24 protein-coding genes and 4 pseudogenes are annotated in these 24,943 nt (G+C 39.1%); 2 read left to right on the top strand and 26 right to left on the bottom strand.

The features are described 5' to 3' along the window. Positions 1 to 30: 30 nt before the first annotated feature. The 12 genes and pseudogenes from LO754_RS15870 to LO754_RS15925 form a co-directional block, all read right to left on the bottom strand. Positions 31 to 2,196, bottom strand: a complete 2,166-nt coding sequence (locus tag LO754_RS15870) for a DNA internalization-related competence protein ComEC/Rec2 (protein WP_231784772.1) — start codon at positions 2,194 to 2,196, stop codon at positions 31 to 33. Positions 2,197 to 2,318: 122 nt separating this feature from the next. After that, the gene (locus LO754_RS15875; RefSeq protein WP_024363086.1) at positions 2,319 to 2,888 is read right to left on the bottom strand and encodes a ComE operon protein 2; all 570 of its coding nucleotides are present in this window, start codon (positions 2,886 to 2,888) and stop codon (positions 2,319 to 2,321) included. Between the two features lie 120 nt (positions 2,889 to 3,008). Next, positions 3,009 to 3,647: a helix-hairpin-helix domain-containing protein gene (locus tag LO754_RS15880; RefSeq protein ID WP_108029824.1), complete on the bottom strand. Its 639-nt coding sequence runs from the start codon at positions 3,645 to 3,647 to the stop codon at positions 3,009 to 3,011. Positions 3,648 to 3,875: 228 nt separating this feature from the next. Beyond that, positions 3,876 to 4,616: a class I SAM-dependent DNA methyltransferase gene (locus LO754_RS15885; RefSeq protein ID WP_024363088.1), complete on the bottom strand. Its 741-nt coding sequence runs from the start codon at positions 4,614 to 4,616 to the stop codon at positions 3,876 to 3,878. Further along, a complete protein-coding gene (rsfS, locus tag LO754_RS15890; protein ID WP_024363089.1) occupies positions 4,617 to 4,961 on the bottom strand; it encodes a ribosome silencing factor in 345 nt (114 codons plus the stop codon). Beyond that, positions 4,958 to 5,530 carry a bis(5'-nucleosyl)-tetraphosphatase (symmetrical) YqeK gene (gene yqeK / locus LO754_RS15895; RefSeq protein WP_231784773.1) on the bottom strand — a complete coding sequence of 191 codons (573 nt, stop codon included), beginning with the start codon at positions 5,528 to 5,530 and terminating at the stop codon, positions 4,958 to 4,960. Before yqeK ends, rsfS begins: the two co-directional genes overlap by 4 nt. After that, a complete protein-coding gene (locus LO754_RS15900) occupies positions 5,499 to 6,089 on the bottom strand; it encodes a nicotinate-nucleotide adenylyltransferase (protein ID WP_024363091.1) in 591 nt (196 codons plus the stop codon). Before LO754_RS15900 ends, yqeK begins: the two co-directional genes overlap by 32 nt. Positions 6,090 to 6,098: 9 nt before the next feature. Further along, positions 6,099 to 6,401 carry a ribosome assembly RNA-binding protein YhbY gene (gene yhbY, locus LO754_RS15905; protein WP_025220069.1) on the bottom strand — a complete coding sequence of 101 codons (303 nt, stop codon included), beginning with the start codon at positions 6,399 to 6,401 and terminating at the stop codon, positions 6,099 to 6,101. 5 nt (positions 6,402 to 6,406) lie between these two features. Beyond that, positions 6,407 to 7,236 (bottom strand): annotated as a pseudogene (aroE, locus tag LO754_RS15910) (shikimate dehydrogenase). 31 nt (positions 7,237 to 7,267) lie between these two features. Further along, positions 7,268 to 8,367, bottom strand: a pseudogene (gene yqeH, locus LO754_RS15915) (ribosome biogenesis GTPase YqeH). Further along, positions 8,364 to 8,888, bottom strand: a complete 525-nt coding sequence (locus LO754_RS15920) for a YqeG family HAD IIIA-type phosphatase (RefSeq protein ID WP_231786343.1) — start codon at positions 8,886 to 8,888, stop codon at positions 8,364 to 8,366. Before LO754_RS15920 ends, yqeH begins: the two are co-directional and overlap by 4 nt. Before the next feature lie 33 nt (positions 8,889 to 8,921). Then, positions 8,922 to 9,704, bottom strand: a complete 783-nt coding sequence (locus LO754_RS15925) for a phosphatidylserine decarboxylase (RefSeq protein ID WP_231784774.1) — start codon at positions 9,702 to 9,704, stop codon at positions 8,922 to 8,924. Between the two features lie 136 nt (positions 9,705 to 9,840). Between LO754_RS15925 and pssA the strand changes: the two are divergent. Further along, positions 9,841 to 10,337 (top strand): annotated as a pseudogene (gene pssA, locus LO754_RS15930) (CDP-diacylglycerol--serine O-phosphatidyltransferase). An 86-nt stretch (positions 10,338 to 10,423) separates the two neighbouring features. Next, entirely contained in the window at positions 10,424 to 11,131 is a 708-nt protein-coding gene (gene sigK, locus LO754_RS15935) for an RNA polymerase sporulation sigma factor SigK (protein ID WP_024363098.1), read from the top strand. Positions 11,132 to 11,536: 405 nt separating this feature from the next. Here the strand turns inward: sigK and mtnN are convergent, their stop codons facing one another. The 14 genes and pseudogenes from mtnN to LO754_RS16005 all read right to left on the bottom strand — a co-directional run bounded on the left by mtnN (position 11,537) and on the right by LO754_RS16005 (position 24,845). Further along, entirely contained in the window at positions 11,537 to 12,229 is a 693-nt protein-coding gene (gene mtnN, locus LO754_RS15940; RefSeq protein WP_024363100.1) for a 5'-methylthioadenosine/S-adenosylhomocysteine nucleosidase, read from the bottom strand. A gap of 211 nt (positions 12,230 to 12,440) precedes the next feature. Beyond that, on the bottom strand, positions 12,441 to 13,103 hold the full coding sequence (locus LO754_RS15945; RefSeq protein ID WP_231784775.1) for a YrrS family protein: 663 nt from the start codon (positions 13,101 to 13,103) through the stop codon (positions 12,441 to 12,443). 109 nt (positions 13,104 to 13,212) lie between these two features. Further along, the gene (greA, locus tag LO754_RS15950; RefSeq protein WP_024363102.1) at positions 13,213 to 13,701 is read right to left on the bottom strand and encodes a transcription elongation factor GreA; all 489 of its coding nucleotides are present in this window, start codon (positions 13,699 to 13,701) and stop codon (positions 13,213 to 13,215) included. Between the two features lie 186 nt (positions 13,702 to 13,887). After that, complete coding sequence (udk, locus tag LO754_RS15955) at positions 13,888 to 14,526, bottom strand: uridine kinase (RefSeq protein WP_024363103.1); 639 nt, start codon at positions 14,524 to 14,526, stop codon at positions 13,888 to 13,890. Beyond that, positions 14,526 to 15,806, bottom strand: a complete 1,281-nt coding sequence (locus LO754_RS15960) for a peptidase U32 family protein (RefSeq protein ID WP_029747273.1) — start codon at positions 15,804 to 15,806, stop codon at positions 14,526 to 14,528. Before LO754_RS15960 ends, udk begins: the two co-directional genes overlap by 1 nt. Before the next feature lie 14 nt (positions 15,807 to 15,820). Continuing rightward, entirely contained in the window at positions 15,821 to 16,753 is a 933-nt protein-coding gene (locus LO754_RS15965; protein ID WP_231784776.1) for a peptidase U32 family protein, read from the bottom strand. A gap of 5 nt (positions 16,754 to 16,758) precedes the next feature. Further along, on the bottom strand, positions 16,759 to 17,391 hold the full coding sequence (locus LO754_RS15970; RefSeq protein WP_024363106.1) for an O-methyltransferase: 633 nt from the start codon (positions 17,389 to 17,391) through the stop codon (positions 16,759 to 16,761). Positions 17,392 to 17,665: 274 nt separating this feature from the next. Further along, on the bottom strand, positions 17,666 to 18,784 hold the full coding sequence (mltG, locus tag LO754_RS15975; RefSeq protein ID WP_024363107.1) for an endolytic transglycosylase MltG: 1,119 nt from the start codon (positions 18,782 to 18,784) through the stop codon (positions 17,666 to 17,668). A gap of 129 nt (positions 18,785 to 18,913) precedes the next feature. Continuing rightward, complete coding sequence (locus LO754_RS15980; protein ID WP_108029829.1) at positions 18,914 to 20,104, bottom strand: acyl-CoA dehydrogenase family protein; 1,191 nt, start codon at positions 20,102 to 20,104, stop codon at positions 18,914 to 18,916. After that, positions 20,104 to 21,447, bottom strand: a complete 1,344-nt coding sequence (locus tag LO754_RS15985) for an LLM class flavin-dependent oxidoreductase (RefSeq protein ID WP_231784777.1) — start codon at positions 21,445 to 21,447, stop codon at positions 20,104 to 20,106. The genes LO754_RS15980 and LO754_RS15985 overlap by 1 nt, the downstream gene beginning before the upstream one ends. A 17-nt stretch (positions 21,448 to 21,464) precedes the next feature. After that, positions 21,465 to 22,301 (bottom strand): MetQ/NlpA family ABC transporter substrate-binding protein, encoded by an 837-nt coding sequence (locus LO754_RS15990; protein ID WP_231784778.1) that lies wholly within the window; start codon positions 22,299 to 22,301, stop codon positions 21,465 to 21,467. Between the two features lie 14 nt (positions 22,302 to 22,315). Continuing rightward, positions 22,316 to 22,969 (bottom strand): methionine ABC transporter permease, encoded by a 654-nt coding sequence (locus tag LO754_RS15995; RefSeq protein ID WP_025220077.1) that lies wholly within the window; start codon positions 22,967 to 22,969, stop codon positions 22,316 to 22,318. Next, positions 22,911 to 23,990: a methionine ABC transporter ATP-binding protein gene (locus LO754_RS16000; RefSeq protein WP_229387171.1), complete on the bottom strand. Its 1,080-nt coding sequence runs from the start codon at positions 23,988 to 23,990 to the stop codon at positions 22,911 to 22,913. Before LO754_RS16000 ends, LO754_RS15995 begins: the two co-directional genes overlap by 59 nt. Before the next feature lie 48 nt (positions 23,991 to 24,038). After that, positions 24,039 to 24,845 (bottom strand): annotated as a pseudogene (locus LO754_RS16005) (MetQ/NlpA family ABC transporter substrate-binding protein). Positions 24,846 to 24,943: the final 98 nt, after the last annotated feature.

A 24,943-nucleotide genomic window follows, 5' to 3' on the forward strand; every position in this document is an offset into this window, starting at 1 on the left:
TACCTTTTATACCAATGTAAAAGACCTTGTTCAGTTTTGGACAAGGTCTTTTTCAGTACGCACATGCCATCTATCTTTATGTGCTACCACTTCAATCGTCCCATCTGTACCCGTTATCATCGTTGCTAATTCACGCCGTCGAAAACGTTCGACTACTATTTCATGCGGATGATTGTAGCGATTATTACGTCCTGCACTAAAAATGGTTAATTTAGGCTGTAGAAGCTCTACAAATGGCTCAATGCTTGAAGTTTTACTACCATGATGCCCAGCCTTTAAAAGCGTTATGTTTGCCAATTGTGGACCATATTGCTTTATTAACTGATGTTCACCAGCTTCCTCCAAATCGCCTGTTAACAATGCACGAAACGATTCCTGTTGTATAAATAACACAAGGGAATCATTATTGCCCTCATAATGTGTATCATCCGGTGATAAATAGTGAAAATTTGTCGACCCCACACGCCATGAAGTACCTTTCATTTTTTCTTTTACAGGAACTTTTTGTTTCGCCGCTTCCGCTAATAAGTCTTGCATTACTGGTGTATCGAGAGAGCTAGGTGTTACATGAATTTCACGCACCCTAATCTCCTCTAGCACTTCTTCTGCCCCCTCTACATGGTCAGCATCTGGGTGTGTCATAATCATTATATCCACCTGTCGAATACCTTTTCCTTTTAAAAACGGGACAATAACCTGCCTACCAACCTCATAGGGGCGCTTAGGAGCCTTCCAATCCTCTTCCTTGAATCGAAGTACACCTCCAGCATCTACCACGTATAAGGCCCTTCTAAACGGTAATTCGATGACTGTACAATCACCCTGCCCTACATTTAAAAATGTCAGCCTCGTTTCGCTATATAATTTAGGTGCAAATTCAATACAAAGAACAGGTATTAAAAGCAATATGGCAACTTTACCATAGCGTCTCGCTTCTAAAAAATACAAGCTACTAAGCACGCTAACAAACGCTAGACACACAAGCCATAATGCAGGTTTTCCAGGCGTCCATAGTTGCATCGGCAAAGCTTGTAAATATATGATGGCTTCCGACAGCCAAGCACGCAAAGGCTCATAAAATTTGAAAAATAGCTTAGCTAAAGGCATCGAGATGAATGAGACAATGAGCAACGTCAGATTTGTCGGTAAAATAACAACCGAAAATAATGGCACAAAAACAATGTTTGCAATAAACGATGAGATTGATAGTTCATAAAAGTGATAAAGTAATAGCGGATACACAAGTAGTTGGCATACAAACGTGACTAACAAAGATTTGAACAACCAGTGCCTGCCCTGCAAGATTGCATTCGAGTATAAAAGGCTCATTGTTGCAAGGTAAGATAACTGAAAGCCCAGTTGAAATATTACCCCAGGCTCCAATAAAACAAAGCCAATAAAACTAATGGCTAGTGCGTCATCAACTGGTAACTGCCACCTCGCAAAGCGCATTAACATCACCAGTTCTACAACCGAAACAGCTCGAACTACAGAAGGTGCTCCACCGGCTAACACACCATACATAGGTAACACAACGAGCAGGACAATTGTCGCTATTTCTTTTCGTATACCCACTCGTAGTAATCCTTCATAAAACAACCATGAAACGAGTGCGACATGTAAGCCAGAGATAGCAAATAGATGCGTAATGCCTAGCTTCTGATATGCTCGCTGATGCTCTTCGTCTACATGATCCCGTAAACCAATAAGCAACGCCTGTGCCTCTGCTACAAGGGAGGCAGGAAAAGTAGTTTCAATATGCTTTTTTAGGTGGAATCTGTACTTTGCAAGCACTATGCCTAATGATTTTTCTTTTGATATCAACGACCAACCCTTGACTTCAAAAATGCCCCTTGCGCCTTTGCTCACTAAATATTTATCAAAGGACAAAGCGTAAGCATGTGCTGGTGGATTCGGTGCTACCAGTTCGCCCTGAACGACATAGGTAAAACCTGTAATCGATGTCGTTTCATAAAAATGTTTTTCTTGCTCTGAGGACAATGTATACATCACATAGAGTTTTTCACCTGTCTCTGTTTTTGCAAAACCACTAAGCCGTTGCCCATTAATTTTATAGTCGCTCGTCCATGTTAATTGAAAAGTTGACGGTAAGGGGGAAGGTTCCGTCAATCGAATGGTGGAAAAAAAGAAGAAAGAAAGCAGTCCAACACCTATCACAAGTGCTGGTATCATCATTGCCTCACCTTTTAAAATAAGCCATGATGCTAATAACAGAACACCAACAAGTAGCCAAGCTGACTTGTGTGCCGCAAGCGAAGCAACAAGTACAGCTAGTGCTACATAAATCCATTTATGCTTTATTGTATTTTGCCAAATAATGCACTCACCTTCTGTTCATAAGGGAGCAATTTTTCTGCTGGCATGCCGCTTTCACGTAATGCATGTAGCATATCTATGTACAAGGCTAATTTTTCATTTCTTAAAAAATCAATTTTGCGCTCATCAAAGGGTACATGTAATACTTCTACACCTGCTTTTTTAAATAACTCTTGAGCATATGGATTATTTTTATAATCTGTTGCATAATAGACACGTTCAATCCCTGCTTGAATAATGGACTTCGTACATGGTAAACAAGGGAAATGTGTCACATACAAATCTGCTCCTTTGGTCGGTGTACCGTACTTGGCGCATTGTAGAAGAGCATTCATCTCTGCATGCACCGTACGAACACAATGGTTATCAACAACATAGCAACCCTCTTCAATACAATGTTCATCACCTGTAATTGAGCCGTTATAGCCTCCTGCTATAATGCGTTTATCACGTACAACTGTTGCGCCTACTGCTAGTCTTGTACAAGTACTACGTAACGCGAGTAAATGGCTTTGTGCCATGAAAAATTGATCCCAAGTAATACGCTCCATATGACTACCTCCTAAATTTACTTACATTAATAACAAACTGCGCTTCCATGCCACAGTCACTTTTCTACTCTAGTGTAGCCCTTTTAGAAAAGGGTCGTCAACTTCACATTATTTGTAAAATTAGTTAACGGTAATGGCATCCTTAAACTTTTCAAATGTTTTTTCACCGATACCTGCCACCTTTTTTACATCTTCTATTGTTTGGAAACGTCCATGTTCCTCACGGTAGGCAATAATATTTTGTGCCTTAGAAGGACCTATCCCAACTAATGTTGCCAGCTCTGTATGATCTGCCTTATTGACATTGATTTTATTATTCGTTGTCAGGTTGCTTTCATTTGCTGTAGCAATGTTGAAACTGGACATTACGTCATCAAGTTTTTCTCCTTTTACAGGAATATAAATAACCATTTCATCCTGCACCTTTTGCGCATGATTAATGAACCGTGTATCAGCGTCCTCACTATAGCCGCCTGCAAGCTGTACTGCATCTATCATACGTTGATCTGGCTTAAGTGCATAGACACCTGGATGCAATACAGCACCCTTTATATCAATGAGCACCTGCTGTACGACCGCTTCTTCAACAGGTTCTTCTATTATTGCTAGCTGATCTGTCGGTTGGATTGTTTCGATGAGCTCTTCTTGGGGAGGTGAAGAGTCAAATTTCGAGAAAAAGAAGTAACAAAGTCCACTGATTACTAGTATGCTGGGGAGCAACACACTTTTCTTATACTTTTGCCATAAAGATTGGATCATGCAAACCATCCTTTCTATGCAAAGGTAATCATATGGAGTCTGTTTTAATCATATACTATCGCTCTGATGGAGAAAAGTAGATAGATGCTTTCTATCCAAAACGAAATTGTTCAAGCCATATGTTATTAAAACCTTATATTTAATCAAAAAAAAGTTCGGTATAATACCGAACTTTTCTAAGTATTGGCCCCCATCTTATCAAACTTTCCGGAGTACCTGTTGCAATTATCATTTCACCGCACGTATAAAAATGCGTTCACTTTCGTATTCTGGTGCTTCCTCTGTAAAATCTGCTGTTACTTCTATATCTGTAAAGCCAATCTCACGAAGCCATGTCATATAGTGTTCAACAGCAAATGTACGTTGGAAATGCTCCTCATCAAAACGTTCATACAAATCACTTCCAGCATCTCGAACATAAAACGTCATTTGATGGACAATCGAATGTTCATAGTCCCCAGGCTCTGTATGCCATACGTAACTAATATCTCCATCATCATACGTAAATGGTCCATCTAAAAAGATTTCATCCATTTTAAATAATGAATGGACATCAAAGAACAGTTGACCACCTGGTCGTAACGTATGAAAAATACGCTCTAGCGTCGAATAAACGTCTGCTTGTTCCACCACATAGTTAAGTGAATCAATGGCAATCGTGACAACATCCAGTGCCTCAAAGCCGTCCAATTCATGCATCGACATACAGAACAGCGGCACTTGTAAACCCGCCTCTGCAAAACGCTCTGCGGCTATAGCAAGCATATCTTCTGACAAATCAATCCCACTTACCTGATAACCAGCCTTTGCTAGCATCAGGCCAAGCACACCAGTACCACAGCCAATATCTAAAAGCTTTGGGAATTGATTGCTCGGCGCATGTTGCTCTACCCACTTCACGTAACGATCATACGGAATATCCGTTTGGAGCTCATCGTATACATGGGCAAAACGTTCGTAGCTACTCACTTACGCCTCTGATACGTCTAATTGTGGTGCATCGCCCCATAGACGCTCTAAGTTATAGTAAGCACGCTCATCCTTGTGGAATATATGTGCTACAACATCACCAAGGTCTACTAAAATCCAGCGTGCGCCATCGAAGCCTTCAACACGACGAATTTCGTGTCCCTCTTTCACTGCTACCTCTTGTAATTCACGCGCAATCGCTTGTACTTGGCGATCTGAATTCCCGTGTGCAATGATAAAATAATCTGCTAAAAGTGAAATACCTTGCATATTTAAAACGACAATATCCTCGCCATGTTTGTCGTCGATTGCTTTGTAAGCTGCTTGTAATAAAGTTGAAGTCATCCTTCACTGTCCTCTCTTTTCATCATATCGTTATAACATGCTATAGATAATGGATAGATAGCCTGTTTACTATCAATTAAAAACGCCAATGTATGACGTATGCAGGCACTCATAGCCTTATCCAAATTCTTTTGCGCTTTTTTTCGCAGACGTTCTACACCATCAAATTTTCGATTCGGTTCAATCATATCTGCAACAAAAATTATTTTTTCTAAATTACTCATCGCTACACGTCCTGTCGTATGGAAACGGATTGCATTTAATATCTCTTCATCCGTTATGCCGAATTCACTTTCAGCAATATACGCACCAACAGGCCCATGTAGTAGTTCACTGCCCCAGCCAATCAGTTGTTGATCTAACTGTTGTGTTTTAACGATTTCCTCCATCCATTCGATATCGGCATACTTTGCAATATCATGAAGAATAGCAGCTGTTTCTGCTTTGCTCTCGTTTTCACCATAGATTTTTGATAACTGTATGGCTGTTTCCATTACACCAAGTGTATGGATATAGCGTTTCTCAGGCATGCGAGGTTTAATCGCTGCTAAATACTGTTCGCGTTCCATAAAGCCCTTCCTCTCGTATAAACGTCTCTACCGCTTCTGGCAGTAAAAAGGTTACCGTTCTACCAGTAGCAAGGCGCTCACGAATCAGTGTCGACGATAAATCGATTTGCGGTACTTCCACCATTAATACAGGATACTCCGTAAGCGCCTCTGTCTTCGGACGCTTTACGCCGACAAATTGAACAAGTTCCACTAGCTCATCAATACAATACCACGTATGGAGTGAATCAATCATATCGCCACCAATGATAAAGTAAAACTTCACAGTAGGCTCCTTTTCACATAATGCAGCAAGTGTGTTATAGGAATAGGATACACCGCCCTTATCAACCTCATACGACTCAACACGAAAATGCGGATAAGGTTGAATGGCGCGCTTCACCATTTCTAGGCGTTTGTCATCACTCGCATCATGCGGAGCTTGTTTATGGGGTGGTAGAGCATTTGGCAAAAAACGTACCTCATCTAACTCCAATGCATGAAAAACTTCGTTTGCCATGATTAGATGTCCAATATGCGGTGGATTAAACGTACCTCCAAGTAAACCGACCTTCTTCATCGTTTCACCTTATTTCGCTGCTTTTGGTAACACAATTTTCTTGTTGTTACGTGATTCTTTATATAAAACAACTGTCAAGCCGATTAATTGAACAAGTTCAGCATGTGCACCTTTTGCAAGAGCCTCTGCCACTTCGTTTTTGTCATCTTCACAGTTATCTAAAATACGCACTTTAATTAATTCACGTACTTCTAATGCTTCACGAATTTGCTTTGTCATTTCGTCATTCACGCCGCCTTTTCCTACTTGGAAAATCGGTGTTAAATGATGTGCTTCTGCACGTAAAAAACGCTTTTGTTTACCTGTTAACATAAAAATTATTGTCCTCCTAATTGCGCCTTTAATCGCGCAATCATTGAATTTGTATTTGGATATTCATCGAGCCAGTAATGGAACGCAATCGCACCTTGATGTACGAACATTCCAAGACCAGTTACAACGGTCGCTCCTTTTTCCACAGCCGCTTGTAAAAAAGGCGTCATTAATGGATTATACACAATATCTGCAACAATTGCGCCTTTCGCTAGTCGATTCAATGAAAATGGCATCGAAAAGTCACCCGTTACAAGCCCAGCTGACGTCATTTGCACCAAAATGCCAAAATCAGCCAATGATTCCTCCGCTTGCGCTAAAGAAATTGCACGCCCTGTTCCGAGTTCATCGATAATTGCTTGTGCATTAGCAACTGTACGATTGGCGATTGTTAAATTCATATATCCTTGTTGTTGCATGGCAAATGCGATGCCACGAGCTGCCCCGCCCGCTCCAATTAGAAGCACAGGCTTATCTTTATGTGACTTGCCGACAGCTTCTTCTAATGAGCGTACAAAACCAAGCCCATCAGTATTGTATCCTTTTAACTTCCCTCTTTTGTTCGTACAACGGTGTTCACCGCACCCATTTTTTCTGCTAACTCATCTAGCTCGTCTAAATAAGGAATGATTGCTGTCTTATGCGGTATGGTCACATTCCAACCACTAGCACCTAATGTTTTAAAACCAGCAATCGCTGCCTCTAACTGATGTGATGGTACGTGCACTGGAATATAGGCTGCATCGATTGCCATTTCTTCAAACCAAACATTATGCATGGCTGGTGATTTTGAATGCTCAATCGGATCACCAATTACTGCAAACCACTTCTTCATGTCCTAGTTCCTCTTCTCTTCTTTACTAATATTAAATGAGCGATGGACGAATTGATACTTGTACACCTTTTGGTGCATAAGCAGCAATGACCACATTCGCATGCTGTACCGTAATCCAGCCAAGTCCCGAAAAGACCACATCTGTTTTTGCTTCTTTGATTGAAAACTCATGACGGACTAACTCTGGAAGCTTGTCGATAAAATCTGCAGTCGGAGGTGCCAGTAATTCCCCCTTATGCTCAGCATATAGCGTATCTGCCTTTTCAAGCTTTGTACGGTGGATTGGCAAATCATTTGCCACATGAATTGTAAATGCTGAACGTTCCCCTTGAATAAAGTCAAATCGCGCAAGTGCACCAATAAATAATGTTTGTCCTGCATTTTGCTGATACACTTTCGGCTTAATTTCTTTTTGGGCATAATATACTTTAATTCGCTTGCATCAATATAATGTGCCATCTGATGGTGATTAATAATCCCAGGTGTGTCATATAATGCACTACCATCATCGAGTGGAATTTCAATCATGTCCAATGTAGTGCCAGGGAAATGCGAGGTAGTAATGACTTCTCCTTCACCCGTAGCCTGCTTAATAACGCGGTTAATAAACGTGGATTTCCCAACATTAGTACAACCTACTACGTACACGTTTTGGTAGTTGCGATACTGGTCTATAGCCTCCATTGCTTCAGCCATTCCTTACCTTATGTGCACTAACTAACAGCACATCAATTGGTTGTAGACCAAGTGCCTTCGCTTCACGTTTGAGCCAGTTAATTACTTTTTTGGGCTTCACTGATTTTGGCAGTAAATCAGCTTTATTCGCTACTAATAGCACTGGATTTTTGCCAACGAAGCGATGAAGCCCTGGCAACCAGCTACCATTGAAGTCAAAAATATCAACGATTTTCACGATCAAGCCTTGCTGTGTTCCAAGCCATTCAAAATACGCAGAAAATCGTCATCTGTTAATGACACAGGTTGTATTTCATTGTAATTTTTCAAACGGAAGCAACGTTGACAAATGACTACGTCTTTTTCTAATGATGATGGGGGTGCATACCCTACTGCTGTTTTATCTTCTGTTTGAATTGTCGTACCACAGCCAATACAATTTGGCATTTCGTTCATTCTTGTTCCTCCCAAGTAATTATTCCTTTACGTTTTAAATCATTGAACACACGACGCTCAACGAAACGATTAAATTTTGTTACGAGCCCATCTGATTGTGCAACTGGTTTTACTAACACAGTATGCAAGCCTAAACGTTTGGCGCCCATCACATCTGTAAGTAGCTGGTCTCCTACCATTACTACTTCATTAGGACGTAAGCCTAGTTGAATAACAGCACTATAAAAAGCATTACGAAGTGGCTTTCTTGCCTTATGAATATATGGAATGTTAAGTGGCTCAGCAAAATGCTTTACACGTGCTTCTTTATTATTTGAAGCGATAATGACACGAATGCCAGATTCCTTCATAATACGTAGCCAGATAATTAGCTCTTCCGTTGCATCTGCACGGTCCCATTCCACAAGCGTATTATCTAAATCTGTAATAATTCCTTTAATGCCTAATTCTTGAAGCTTTTCTGGTGTTATTTCAAAAATGCTTGTCACAAATTCATCTGGTAATAAAAAATTATACAAAATAGCGACCCCTAATCTAAACGTATTATTCGACCATTATAGCATATTTGCAAAGGCTTCACCCATGCGAATTGGACTTCCTTGTACAACATTGTCCGTAAATGTAACGGTATCTTTCTCAAATAGCATGACCACTGTCGAACCAAATGAAAAATAGCCAACTTCTTCTCCCTTTTGCCACTGGGCTGTTGTATTTGTTAACACAATGGAATTGACAAAAGTAGCACCGACTTTAATAAATGCCACATGCTGGTCATTTGCCACTTTTAACTCCGTTACAAGACGATAGTTATGAGAAATTGGCTTTTTGCCGTAAGTGAGACCTAGCTGATTGACCGGGAAAGATGATTGTCCCAATGTGTATTGTCTTAACACTTCGCCATCAATCGGGCTATGGATTCGATGATAATCAGCAGGACTTAAATAAAATACGATAAAATGTCCATCGGCATATTGCGCAGCACGATCATTATTCCCTAGTAAGTCCTGTAAAGCATAAGGTTTGCCCTTTACAAGAAAAGTCATATCCCATTCAATGCGGTAAAAGGATTCCACTTTTGCATCCACTGGACTTGTAAAAACAGTAGGATTTTGGTCTACTGGTCGTGCATCTGTTAAAAGCTCTCTTGTAAAAAAATCATGCAAACTTGAAAATTGTTGTGGTTTTTTTGAAACTTCTTCAAGGTTAATATCGTATAATTTCATATAGCTTGGAATTATTCGCTTACTCCACTTCGCTTTAGCAATAGTTTGTAAAAGCTGGGAAGATTGTTTGCCATTCGTTAATTCTATTAAGCGTTGGTATAGTTTTTCTTTCATAAAGCAAAACCCCTATCCATTAAATTAGACTGTCAATTTTTTCTCATCCGAAGTATAATGGTACAATATCTTAAGTGCAAAGGAGTGATCCGCCTTGTTTTTTTATCACAAGTTGGTGGATACGACGGTTAAGAAAATGAAATCGCACGCAGCAAACTTCATCACAATTAGTAATATGTCCTTTGGTGGCGCGTATATACCACTTTACATGAATATTATAGCTATAGTGTCTTGTTTATCTTTATTGCTGCTCTTCTCGATCGCTATGACGGGAAAGTGGCACGCGCGCTCGGACAAGTATCTGAGTTAGGTAAACAATTAGATTCTATGAGTGATATTATATCATTTGGTGTAGCACCTGCATTATTAATGTATGAAGTTGTCCTAGTTGATTTTGGTTTCGCGGGCATGATGATGACCGTTCTTTATATCGTCTGCGGTGCAATGCGATTAGCTCGCTTCAATATTAGTGAAGCAAACGGTTATTTTACTGGGCTCCCGATAACAGCTGCTGGTACGCTATTAACATTAACGTATTTTGCGTCGACTACGTTCCATCCAGCCTTTTATCTTTTCCTACTACCGATTTTAGCTTTACTAATGATTAGTACATTCACGTTAAGAAAAGTGTAACAGCGTAATTGCTGTTGCACTTTTTTCATTGAACGACCTTTCTTAACATATACTGTCGAAAAATGGGGAAAGGATGAAATCATTCAATGAGCGGAATTTTTACTTCTATGTTGCAGTTATGGTTTGAAATCCCTGCGTTATTCGGTTATTTAAAAGGGCAAACATTCCATAAACCCTTTTCTAAAGAAGAGGAAGCTGCTTGTATTGAACGATTTTTAGGTGGTGATGAGCAAGCGCGTCTCGATTTAATTGAGCGCAATATGCGACTTGTTGCACATGTCGTAAAGAAATTCCACCCAAAACATGAACAACTCGATGATTATATTTCAATCGGAACAATCGGTCTAATGAAAGCTGTTGAAAGTTATACACCCGATAAAAAGACGCGCCTTGCAACGTACGCAGCACGCTGTATTGAAAATGAAATTTTAATGCATTTAAGGACCCAGAAAAAAGTACAAAAAGATGTATCCTTATTTGAACCAATTGGCACAGACAAAGATGGCAATGCATTACAAATTCGCGACCTGCTACAATGCGATGAAGAAAGTGCAACCGAAAAAATCGAACATAAAGAACATGTTGCCCAGTTGTACCATTATTTGCACATGCTCGATGAACGCGAGCTGGAAATTGTCACACTCCGTTATGGGCTAAATCAGCATGATGCACTGACACAAAAAGAAATTGCTGCCCGCTTAAATATTTCTCGTAGTTATGTATCTCGCATTGAAAAGCGAGCACTCATTAAACTCTATCAATTTTATAAAAGAGATCAAAAGTCTATTGAGTAATTTATTGTAATTTGTTATTGATAAAAATTCAATCTTGACATAGCAGTACTTGTTTTATTGATGCGCTTTGCATAACGATTTTCATTAGTTGCTAACACATTTTAGCGTGGCTGGTGTCCATTGAGGAGTCCGTTAGTTCCTCGAACAATAAAAAGCTCCTTTTTGACTTTAACAGCCACAAAGGAGCTTTCTATAAAGTATTAATGCGTTGCTTCTGTCAAATCTGCCGAAATAAGCGTGCCGATTAACATTGTAATTATTACGACACCTGCTGTTAAAAATAGCATAATGAATACCTCCCATCGAACTATGAAGAGAATATAATGCCATTGTAGCATTGAAGATTATTTACGACTGTGATTTTTCTCACTTTTTCACTGCTCACTTTGTCTATTACATGTAGATTTATAGAGCCGTAATTGCTTTTAATACAATTTGTGTTGAATGTTTTGCAGCGACTGGTAAGAACTCATCAAAGCTGATGTTTGATTCTTTGCCAGCAATATCAGATAGTGCACGAATAACTACGAAAGGTGTACCGAATTGATAGCATACTTGTGCAACAGCTGCCGCTTCCATTTCAACAGCTTTCATTTGAGGAAAATGTTGACGCACTGCTTCCACACGTACCGGATCATTCATAAAGGCATCACCAGAGCAAATTAAGCCAATACCGTATTGATGTTCACCAACTGCTTTTACAGCCTCTTCGGCAACTTTTATTAATTTTTCATCTGATTGGAAAGCAGCAGGCATACCTGCCATTTGACCAATTTCATAACCGAAAATTGTAACATCTACATCATGATGACGGACTTCATCTGAAATAACAACGGCTCCAACTTCAAGGGCCTCATCATAACCCCCAGCAGAACCTGTATTAATGACTACATCTGGTTTGAATTCATGTAATAAAATTGTTGTTGACATTGCCGCATTGACTTTACCAATACCGCTTTTTAATAGCACTACTTCTTTTCCTTCATATGTCCCTGTTGTGTATTCACTACCAGCAATTGTTGTACTAGTAGCACCTTCTAAAGATGCGCGTAATAACTCTACTTCCTCTTCCATTGCACCGATAACTGCGATTTTCATGAATTCATTACTCCCCTTCTTTTATCCAACTCTATTAAACAACGATGTGTCGGCTTTGGCATCCGTATTGTAACAAGCACCCGCCGCAAACCCCAATATCCGTTGACGTGTTTCCATAACCTACGGATAATGGCTCTAGTCACCAAACATTGTGCTATTGAGCTATGTTTTTACCCAATAGATTTAAAAATAATCAAAACAGCAGTTTTCGTCAATAGGCACCTTCTAATGTATTCAACTGTTCTAGTTTTACAGGAAGCCAGCCTTCGTTATCAACCCATTCCATGCTGACACGATACTTTTCACTTTTATCTTTTGTCGAAACCGTTGCAATGGCTTTATTGGCACCACCATTATTTTGCAAGCGCCAAACAATCATATTGTCATTTGTAATGCCAGTAACGGCTGTCACTGTCGCAATTTTTTCTGCCCAATCTACAGATTGATCATCGTAGGATGACACATGCTCTCCAGTTTGCGTTGTCGGCGTCGGTTTCCAACTTTTATCTGTCACAACACGGTCAACAATAGGATTGTCTGACGTCGTTTCCACTGCCGTATTTTGTTCTGGTTGCTGTTCTGCCTCTTTCGACTCGTCTGTATCTTTCGTCTGTTCTTCATCTTGTGACTGTTCGTCGTTACTCGCTATGTCTTCCTCTTTTGAAGGCTCCTTCTCACTGCCATCGTTCTTTTGCTCTTGAGCTGGTTCCTCTTTAACAGTTTCTTGTGCGTCATCTTGCCACTTAAACACATACGTTGCCACTATCACAATTAATATAATGACAATGCCAATTAAAATATTTAACATTTTATCTAGCTTTTTATTGTGAGATGGCTGCAAATGACGACTACTTCGTGTTTGTCGTTCACCCATGAAGTCTCCCCCTCTCTAGCCAATATTTTATCAAGTTCCACACGACTTGCAAAATAAAAACAGTTAGCTCTTCTCTAGAAAGAAGAGCTAACTGCTTGTACATCTGTGATTATTTAATTGAAAGAATTTTCACTTTCATTTCACCACCAGGTGTTTGTACAACTACTTCTTCACCTTCAGCTTTTCCAAGTAAGCCTTTTGCAATTGGTGATTCATTTGAGATTCGGAATTCCATTGGATCAGCCTCGGCAGAACCAACAATCGTATAAGATTCTTCATCAGAAGATGGTTTACCGTTAATAATTTCTACGAATGTAACCGTTTTCCCAAGCGAAACTACACTGTTGTCCGTTTCATCTTCAGTAATAATTACTGCGTTACGAATCATTGATTTTAATGTAGAAATACGTCCTTCTAAAAAGGCTTGCTCTTCTTTTGCTGAGTCATACTCGGCATTTTCAGAAAGGTCTCCGAAGTCACGTGCAATTTTAATACGCTCTACAATTTCTTTACGCGTTTCTGTTTCTAATTTCACTAATTCTTCTTCTAATTTTCTTTTACCCTCTGCAGTCATTGGGTACTGTTTTTCGTTTGACAAAGTACTTCACTCCTTATTTCATCAATATAAAAACATAAAACTCGACCAAATGCTTTGAAAAATGCATTTAATCGAATTTTATTATTTTTAATCCATTTCAAAATACACTTTGACCTAATAGTATGCATGCCTTACAAAAATATGCTTCATAAAGCATGTAAATATTGTCAATACCACTCTATCTTATTACAATACGTTGTCAGTTTCAAGAATAGTTTTAATTTTCGTTACCATCAAATCAATCGCTACGCCATTCTCTCCACCTTCAGGAATAATAATATCAGCATAACGTTTAGTCGGTTCAATAAACATATTATGCATCGGTCGTACTGCAGATAGGTACTGGTCAATTACAGAATCTGTTGTACGTCCACGCTCTTTAATATCACGTAAAATACGACGAATAATACGTAAATCTGGATCCGTATCAACAAATAATTTGATGTCCATTAAACCACGTAAGTCTGCATCCTCTAATACTAAAATTCCTTCTAGTATAATAACATCTACTGGCTCTACATGGATAACTTCCTTAGCACGCGTATGCTGTACATAGTCATAAACCGGCTTATCGATTGGCTGACGCTTTAATAATTTTTTTATATGCTCAATCAATAAATCATTATCAAACGCTAGTGGATGGTCATAATTCGTTCCTAGTCGTTCTTCAAATGTTAAATGACTTTGATCTTTATAGTAGTAATCTTGTTCAATTACTACGACAGAATGCTCACGGAAAACATCATAAATAGCACGGGTCACACTCGTTTTACCTGAGCATGAGCCACCAGCGATTCCGATGACAACTGGACGCTTGATTGCCATTAATTATTCTCCTTTCGCATCATGTTGTGCGGTTGAAGTGGTGTCTCACATTTAAACTTAACAATTTGCAATGGATGACGTGCCGCATCTAAGCTATTGCCATCCTCATCCCAAATTTCCCCCATTGTAATGCGGAAATTTTCGATTTCTGGCCCAAAAAATTCTACTTCATCACCTGGTTTAAAATAGTTACGTTGTTGCATCGTTACAATTTTTGTTTCAGGATCATGCTCTAAAATAAGCCCTGCAAATTCATAGGTTGTTTTACGACCATGAACGCCAAACATTTGCTCTTCATGACCTGGTGCATCATGGAAGAACGCCTCAGCAGTGTCACGATTTGCACATTTATCTAACTCTTCTAGCCATTCCCGTTTAATTTTAAAATTGTCAGGGTCTGCACAATACGCATCAATGACTTTACGATAGACAGAAACTACTGTTGCCACATAGTGAATCGATTTCATACGGCCTTCGACTTTTAATGAGTCAATGCCAAGCTCTATCATATGTGGTATCGCTTCAATTAACTTTAAATCTTTCGGACTCATCGCAAAAGGTGCATGATTGTCATCGAAGAGCGCTTTTTCCTCGCCGTCTTCCAACTCGTATAAATCATAATCCCAACGACAAGATTGGCAGCAGCCACCACGATTGGAGTCACGTGCTGTCATATGATTTGATAACACACAACGACCTGAATAGGCGATACACATTGCGCCATGAACGAATGCTTCAATTTCGATATCGACTTTTTCTTTCATTAGCTTCATTTCTTCGCCGCCAACTTCACGTGCTAAAACAACGCGGTGTAAGCCTTCTTCTTTCCAATACTGTACTGCTTTCCAGTTTGATAAAGATTGTTGTGTAGAAAGATGGATTTCTAGCTTCGGCGCAGCACTACGACATGTTTCGATAATAAGTGGGTCCGCTACAATAATGCCAGTAACGCCTGCTGATTCAATATCCTTTAAATATTGCTCTAAACCATCCATATTTTCATTATGAGCGAAAATATTCGTTGTCACGTAAATTTTTGCTCCATACTTATTTGCAAACTCTACACCTTCACGCATATCTTCGATAGAAAAATTATCTGCGTTTGAGCGAAGACCGAATTCTCGACCTCCGATAAATACTGCGTCCGCACCATAATGGACAGCTACTTTTAGTTTTTCTAAGCTACCTGCAGGGGCAAGTAGTTCAGGTTTTTTTGTAATGACGCGTTTACCGTTTATCATTTCACGGATTTTGTCATTTTGTTCTAATGCCAATGCCATGTTCTTGCCACCTCCTAGTAAACTGTTTCCTTGAAGATAAAGCCCGTATCGAGTGGTCGAATAGCAGGTTGAATTTCTTCAATTTTAGCCAGTAAATCATCTTTAATATCGTCATATGCATCTTCTGATTCGTCAAAATATGTGTCAATTGCTCGACGATATGCTTCTGTAACTGTCACTACATATTCCGGCGTTTGTAAAACACCTTCAATTTTTAGCGCATCGATGCCTGCTTCAAATAACTCGCCTAGCTCATCAATAATGCACATATCATTTGGACTGAAAATATGTGTACCATTTGCATCCTCATAAATTGGATATTTGTTGTTACGCTCATCATCATGAAGGAACATATTACGGTTTTCTTGACGATTTTCAATTGTCATTACTTTATCTTGATATAAGAAATAATGACCCAGTAATGGACGCTTCGATTGGAACATACAAGTCATGCCGTGTACTTGTACTTCCACTTCTACTTCTGCGTTTTCTTTAATTTCTAATACTTCATCTAATGAAAGCTCACGGGCTAGCACAGCACGTGTTGCACCACGTTTACCCCAATAATTCGCAGTAAACCAGTTGGTAGCCGTCGTTTCCGGATTCCAGTGCAACGGAATGGTTACACCTTGCTCGCGACGCACTATAATAACCGCAGGGTCGCCGTAAATTAAACGATCTACACCTATGCGTTGCATTTCTTTTAAATAGTCACCTAGTGCATCTAGTTTTTCGTTATGGAAAAGCGCATTCACTGCAACATACACCTTTTTGCCTGCTGCGTGTATTAGCTTCGTTGCTTCTTCTACTTCGCTCACTGAAAATTCACCTGCAAGACGAAGACCAAATTGTTGTTCCCCAATGACAAAAGCATCAGCTCCAGCTGTTAACAGTGCTTTTACATGGTCTACTGATTGCGGTGTAACAAGCAATTCAGGTTTTTTCATAGTCGTCACCTCTTCAAACATAATAATAAGCCATCCCCCACTGGTAAAAATGCACTTGTATAGTCAGGATGGTGCATAATCCAATCGGTAAAGTTTTTTAAATTCCGAATCATTGTGCGCTTGCGACGTGGTACGTCTTTTAAGTCCAAATCGGACAAGCCATGCATATACATATTATCGATATACAAGACGCCTCCCGAGTTGACAAGAGGGGCATATTTTTCGAAAAATCGTTGGTATTGTCCTTTTGCTGCATCTATAAAAACCGCATCAAAAGTTGTGTGAATTGCCTTATCGTCTACCTCTAAAGCATCTCCCTCAATAACCGTAATACGATTGGACACGGTCGATCTTGCAATATAAGCTTTTGCACGAGCGACACGTTCTTCATCACGTTCGATCGTAACAATCTGCACATTTGGCAAAGCCTCTGCCATCCGTATTGCTGAGTAACCAATTGCCGTGCCAATTTCTAAAATTTTTGCCGGATTTTGAATACGTAGCAACTGATTCAGTGCGTCTATTCCAGCTAACTGCATAATCGGTACATGATTTTCTTCCGCATATGCTTCCATTTCTAAAAGCAAGTCATTACGTGGTTGAATAAATGATTGTATATATGCATCCGATAATTCCATTGTAAAATTCACCCTCATTTAAAAGGAAACGAGCACTCCCGTTATCCAAACTTCATCATCACTTTGCTACAAAAAGAAAAAGACCAAACGTGATGTCTTGGTACTTTGCCATACAAAAATGAGCAATTGTTAGTCGATATGCACGAAACAATTGCCACCACGTATAATTGATTAAAAATCACAATTTATAATAGCACGAAAATAGAAGGAAAGCTATTTTTCTTTCCTTCTATCTATTTTATTGTGCTATTTATTTGCCTCAAATTACTGAGATTTACTTAATATATTGTTCTTTCTTTTGCAAATGCTCATCATATGTTTTTGAGAAGTGGTTAACTCCTTCTTTATCTGCTAAGAAATAAAGATAATCAGTTTTGCTCGGATTTAACGTTGCTTCAATCGAAGTTTTCCCAGCACCAGCAATTGGCCCTGGCGGTAATCCTTTATTTTTGTAAGTATTATAAGCGTTTTCCACTTCTAAATCTTCATACAATACGCGATCTTTATGTGAACCAAGGGCATATAAAACAGTTGGGTCTGTTTGTAGTGGCATGCCTTTCTCTATACGATTATAGAATACACTCGCTATCGTTTCACGATCTGTTTGTGCTGTTGCCTCTTCCTCTAATAACGATGCAAACGTTAAAAGTTGATGGACTGACATTTGTTTTTCAACTAACACTTCACTATAATTTTTCACTACATTATTCATCGCTGCAATCATTTCTTCAACAATTGACTCTAACGAAGGTTTTTCTTCAAAATAAGAATATGTTGCTGGGAATAAATACCCTTCTAAGTCATAGCGAATATTATCAGCTAAAACCGCATCTGTAATAAGTTCTGGATAGTTAGCCATCATTTTTTGAACAAATGCTTCACTTGTTACTAAATCCATAAACTCTTTTTGAGTATAAGGTGTTTTCTTTTCTACGATTTTACCTATCTGATCAAGTGTTAGACCTTCTGGAATCGTCATCGTAAAGATTGGCTCACGATACACCTTGCCTGTTTTTAAACTCTCAATCAGCTCGTCCAATGTCATCGCTTGGGTTAAATCATAATTTCCTGCTTGGAATTGAGATTCATTTTTAAACTTGGCGTAATATTTAAAGACTTTCGCATCTTTAATAATGCCCTTTTTCTCTAACAAAGCCGAAATCGAACTTAAACTAGAGCCAATTGGTACTTCAACAGCAATGGTTTTCGTCGCATCCGGATTCACCGGTTTAAGCGCACTTTTAACGTAGTTGTACCCAATTAAACCGATAATGCCAAATAATAATAAAAACGTAATGGCTATAATAGCTACGATTTTTCTCACGATTTTTACCTCAGATTTTTTTTCTTCCATTTTTGAAAACATTTCTTGTTTTTTAGAACCGTTATCCACGGGTTTCCCCCCTATCACTATCCAATATCATACTAGAAATCAACTTTTTCGACAAACAGAAATGACAATTCAGGAGAAATTGCACACATAAAAAAATCTGCTAATACATTCTTTAGCAGATTTATACCTTTATAATTGCAACGCTCCTTGCTTTTTCTCTTCTACTAACAAACCTTGCGCTAGTTGAGCAATAACAACATCATCAGCTGGTGGATTAAAGCGGCTACACTGAACATCTCGAAAAAGTCGTTGCAATTTATTAGACTTCGACAAACTTCGGCCTCCAACAACTTGCATTGCTTTCGTCACAATGTCTATGGCATGTTGACAAATCACATATTTTGCAATACTAACATCCTGCGCTAAATCCTGTTTACCTGTCGGGTGCTGTTCTGCTTGTGCAGCAATACTGTAAAGCGTACGACGTGCTGTTTGATACAACACCTCCATTTCTCCAATCTTTTGTTGCACATGGCTAGCGTGTGCAATTGTATTTTCCAAGCTATAAGAATACGTATTTTTCGCAAACTCGACTACATAATCCCTCGCCGCACCTGCAATTCCTAAATAGACCGCGGGAATTTCTAAAGAATAGACACGTCCATCTGCTAAAAATCGATTCACTTCATTCGGACGGTGACGATATAATAATGCCTCATCTGGCACAAAAGTATCGTGGAAAATGATATCATGACTACCTGTTGCTCGCATGCCCATTGCATCCCACGTATTCACCACTTCAACCTGCTCATTTTTTGTCATAAGAAACTCGGCAGTTACATTTTCATCTTTTAAATATGCAATAATCGTGAATTGCTTTAAAATTGGTGCTAGTGAAGCAAAAGCTTTCTCGCCGGTAATGATATAACCACCTGGAACTTTTTTGGCAGTCGTGCCAGGCAAACTACCCCGTGAAATATTGCCCTTTCCTCGTTCACTATTAATAATATTTAACAGGGAACCTTCCTCCACAGCTTTACGACTTAGTTCTGCAAAAATATGCTGCGGCCACAACTTCGCTTCTCTTACATTTAAAAACGTTAATAAGTGCCAGCCAACCGCTAAAGCAGTTGACCCATCTCCTTTAGCAAGCTGCTCTTGCACTAATAGCATTTCATAGAGAGAGATTTCCTCGCCGCCGTATTTTTTCGGTACAGTCAATCGAAAATACCCTGCCTCCTCCAACAATTTAAAATGGTCAAAAGGAAACGCACCACTTTCATCATAAATAGCAGCTGTTTCTTCAATTTGCCCAGCAAGTTTACGAGCATATTGAACGAGCTGTTGTTCTCGCTCATTCCGGATAAAAACATCACGCATTAATCGATCACCTTACTTTTCGTAAATCGGTTTTGAGGTTTCTTTAGCCCTAAATGTTCACGCAATGTTGTCCCTGTATAATCTTCACGATAGATGCCACGCTCTTGTAATATTGGTACAACCTTCTCTACAAAGTTTTCTAAATCACGTGGTAACAACGGAAATTGCAGCATAAATCCATCAGCTGCCCCCTCCTTCAACCATCGTTCCATTTCGTCAGCAATTTGTACCGCTGTTCCAACAAAGGCATCACGTCTAGCAGGTCCAAACAGGCGGGCATACAACTCACCGACCTTTAAATTTTCTTTTTTAATAATCTCTAAATGCTCGTTAAAATGGCTTTGAATACTGTTGACAGCAGGAAACTCAACTTCAATAGCTGGCGTATCTAGCGAATACTTTGAAAAATCAACATTGCCCATATAACCTGAAACAAACTTCAAGCTCTCATATGGGTCTATCAATGATTGCAATTCATTGTATTGACGAATGGCTTCTTCCTCAGTATCACCTACTATGGGCGAGATACCTTGTAAAACAAGCAACTCCTCCTCCGTTCGACCGAACGACGCTAGCTGTGCCTTTAAAGTGCGATAATGTGCTTTGGCTTTTTCGATATCATCCCAATGGACAAAAACAACTTCCGCTGTTCGTGCAGCCAATTTTTGCCCTGGCTTAGATGCTCCGGCCCCAACAATAACGGGTTGCCCTTGTATCGAACGCGCAATGTTTAGCGGACCTTTCACAGATAAATATTTACCTTTAAATGCCGTTTCATGTACTTTCTCTTGGTCATAAAAAATATTATTTTCACGATCATAGACAAAGGCATCATCTTCCCAAGAATCCCATAATGATTGCACGACATCAATAAATTCTTCTGCTCGTTCGTAGCGATGGTCATGCTCCCAATGCTGACCACGACTAAAGTTTAAAGCTGTTTGGCCGGTTGCATCTGCCGTTGTCACTAAATTCCATGCAACACGTCCATTGCTGATATGATCAATGGACATTAATTGTCTTGCTAATACATACGGTTCACTGTAAGTAGTCGAAGCTGTTGCACCAAGCCCTATTTTGGATGTCGCTGCAGCAAGCGCTGTAATTTGAATCAGTGGGTCAAAACGATTTAAAATATGTGGATGGGATTCGTGATTAATGGCTAAACTATCTGCCACAAAGGCCATGTCGAATTTACCTTTTTCGGCAAGTTGTGCTACTTTTTGTAATGCTATAATATCAATGCTTGCATCGACCTGCGCTAAAGGATGCTTCCATGCCGCAACATGCATGCCTGCCCCGATTAAATATAAAGCTAACTTTAATTGTTTGTTCTCCGCCATTTTTCATTATCTCTCCTTTAATATGAATAAAACGTCTTCCATGTTGCTAGTTCATCCAATGGCATGTTGACAGGAATATAGTTCCCCTTTGAAATGTTAGAGACAAAATCTGCTGTTTCTTTACGCTGATATATCTCCACAATTTTTTTCAATTTTGCGTTGTCCTTATCTTCAGGCTTTGCCACTATGACATTAATAAAAGGCTTCGCTGTTTCATTTTCATGAATAATCGCATCCTTTAAAAGCAAGCCTGCTTCAACAGCTACTCCATTATTAATAACCGCAAAATCAGTATCCTCCATGACACGAGGTGTCGTCGCCCCATCTACGGGCACAATCGTTAAATTTTTAGGATTGTCTTGTATACGATCTTCGCCACCATTGCCATCAAAATTATTGGTAACCGTTAACAGGCCATATTCTTGCAGCAGTAACAATGCTCGCCCCCAATTAGAAGGATCATTTGGCACTGCAATTTTGGCCCCATCCTTTATCTCTTCTATCCGTTTGTATTTGTTCGAATACAAGCCGATGGGCGCCATAATCGTTGTGCCAATCGCTTGTAAATCTGTGCCGTTATTCTTATTAAATAAATTTAAATATGCGACATGTTGGAAAGCATTTATATCGACTTCACCTTCTGCTAATGCTTGATTGGGATCATACTGTGCCGAAAATGTCACTAATTCTAAATGTATATGTTCCTTTGTTGCTTGTTCTTTTATATATTCCCACGTTTTGATTTCCGAGCTGCGAATGCCAACCTTCACAACATCGTTTTCCTCAGCTTTTGTACATGCTACAAGTAAAAATAATAATGACAAGAGTCCGATAATATACTGTATTTTCTTCATTGCTAGCTCTCCTTTTAAGCTACTCTTCGCAGCTTTCTTTCAATGGTATTGCCGATACTTTGAATAATTTGAACAACAACGACTAATAGTACAACTGTCACGAGAATGGTTACATTATCAAAGCGTTGGTAGCCATAAGTTATGGCAACATCCCCAAGACCTCCTCCACCAACTGCTCCTGCCATTGCTGTTGCCCCGATAAGTCCAATCGTTGCTGTTGTGACGCTTAAAATTAAAGATGGGAAGGCTTCAGGAAGTAAAAACTTATGAATAATTTGAAATGGAGAAGCTCCCATTGCTTTTGCCGCTTCAATGATGCCTTCATCTACCTCAAGCAGAGAATTTTCAATTAATCTTGAAATATACGGTCCAATATGCAAGACAAGTGGTACGATAGCAGCAGTTGTGCCAATCGCTGTCCCAACAAGTAGACGTGTAAATGGAATGATAGCTACTAATAAAATAATGAAAGGAATAGATCGTAACGTATTGACAACTGGATTGACAATCGAGAAAATAATTTTATTTTCAAGTATGTGCCCTTTGCGCGTAACAACTAAAACGATGCCTAATATAAACCCTAAAATAGCGCCAAAAATTAATGAAATGCTAACCATGTACAGCGTATCCAACAGTGCGTCGATGATAATCTGTGTGCTCACCTTCATGTGCAACGACCTCCTCCATATGAATATTTTTACTTTGAATATATAAAAACGCCTTTTGAATCTCCGGTGCTGAACCCACTAGCTCTACAATTAAATGACCGAATGGAATGCCTTGTAGCTCCGTAATATTGCCAAATAGTACATTGACATCGACCGCGAATTTCTTGGCTACTTGTGATACAACAGGCTGACCGACATCCACCCCAATAAATTTCATATTGTAAATTCGTTTCGAACCATCGATGACATTCAATTGCTCATAAACAGATTGCGGTATTTCATTTCGAACAACTGATTGCACAAAGTTTTTCGTTGTGTCTTGCTTTGGTGCAGAAAAAATGTGTAGGACATTGTCTTCTTCTATTATTTGCCCGTTCTCCATTACCGCCACACGATTACATATATCTCGAATCACTTCCATTTCATGTGTAATCATCAAAATGGTAATGCCATATTCACTATTGATACGCTTGAGCAACGCTAAAATAGATTTTGTCGTTTGGGGGTCCAGAGCAGATGTCGCTTCATCGCATAATAAAATTGTCGGCTTTGTAATTAATGCTCTTGCAATCCCTACACGTTGCTTTTGACCACCTGATAATTCATCAATAAAGCGATGCGCCTTATCTTGCAAGCCGACAAATGTTAAGACCTCTTGCACTTGAGCTGCTATTTTCGATTTGTTAGCACCACTTAACACTAAAGGCATTGCCACATTATCAAAAACCGTTTTAGAGTGGAGGAGATTAAAGTGTTGAAAAATCATTCCAATATTTTTCTTTTCCTCCCGCAATTGTTTTTTGCTTAGTTTGGTTAAATTTTTACCATTGACAAGCACTTCACCAGATGTCGGCTCTTCTAATAAATTCACTGTGCGAAGTAAAGTACTTTTCCCAGCACCGCTAAAGCCAATTACGCCAAATATATCGCCTTTCTGAATAGTTAAATTAATGTGATTTAACGCCTTCACAGTCGCTTGCCCAACATGAAATTCCTTCGTCGTATTTATAAATTCAATCATTCAGATTTCCCTCCTATGCACTTGAATCCGTATAATCTGTTCAACATGCTAAAATACTGGAACGACAGCCCCTTTATATTGATCTTCAAAAAATTTTCTCGCCTTTTCACTTGTCAGCCATTTCACTACTTTTTGAATGGCAGCATCTTGCTGTTTTTCTTTCGTCGTTGCAATAATATTGACATAAGGTGACTCCTACTCTTCCATAATAAGTGCATCCTCAAGTGGATTATAACCTCCTTCTAATGCGTAATTCGTATTGATAGCAGACGCGTCTACATCATCTAATGAGCGCACTAATAACAATGGATCAACACCTATAAACTGAATATTCTTTTCATTTTTTGTAATATCCTCAACTGTGAAATCACTGTCCTTTGCATCATCTAATTGGATAAGGTCATTATGTTCAAACAGTAGTAATGCGCGTGAAAAATTGACAATGTCATTTGGCACAGCTACTTTTGCATTTTGTGGTAAATCCTTAATATCGTGAATTGTTTTTGAATAGACTCCGAATGGCTCAATGTGAATACCTTTGACACTTACCAAATCTAGATTACTTTCTTTATTCGTCTGTTCTAAAAACGGAATGTGCTGAAAATAGTTGAAATCAAGTTCACCGTCTGCTGTTTGTTGATTGGTTTGAACAGCATCTTTTAATATGGAAATATTTAACTTCACACCATCTTGTGCAAGATCTTCCGCTAAATATTCTAATACTTCCGCATGAGGAACACTTGCAGCCCCTACATTTAATGTAACAACGTCGTCTTGTTTTACCTGCTTCGAATCTGTACAGCCAGCAACTACAATGATTAACACGCTAGCAAACCATAACCATAATTTTTTCATATTATATCCTCCTATTTTTATTAATTTACTTGGTTTAATTACAAATAAATATAGAGCATTTCATGTACAGTTGAATAATTCTCTTAAAATAAACTATT

This window comes from Lysinibacillus sp. GJ-1, assembly GCF_021166035.1.
GTDB lineage: Bacteria > Bacillota > Bacilli > Bacillales_A > Planococcaceae > Lysinibacillus > Lysinibacillus sphaericus.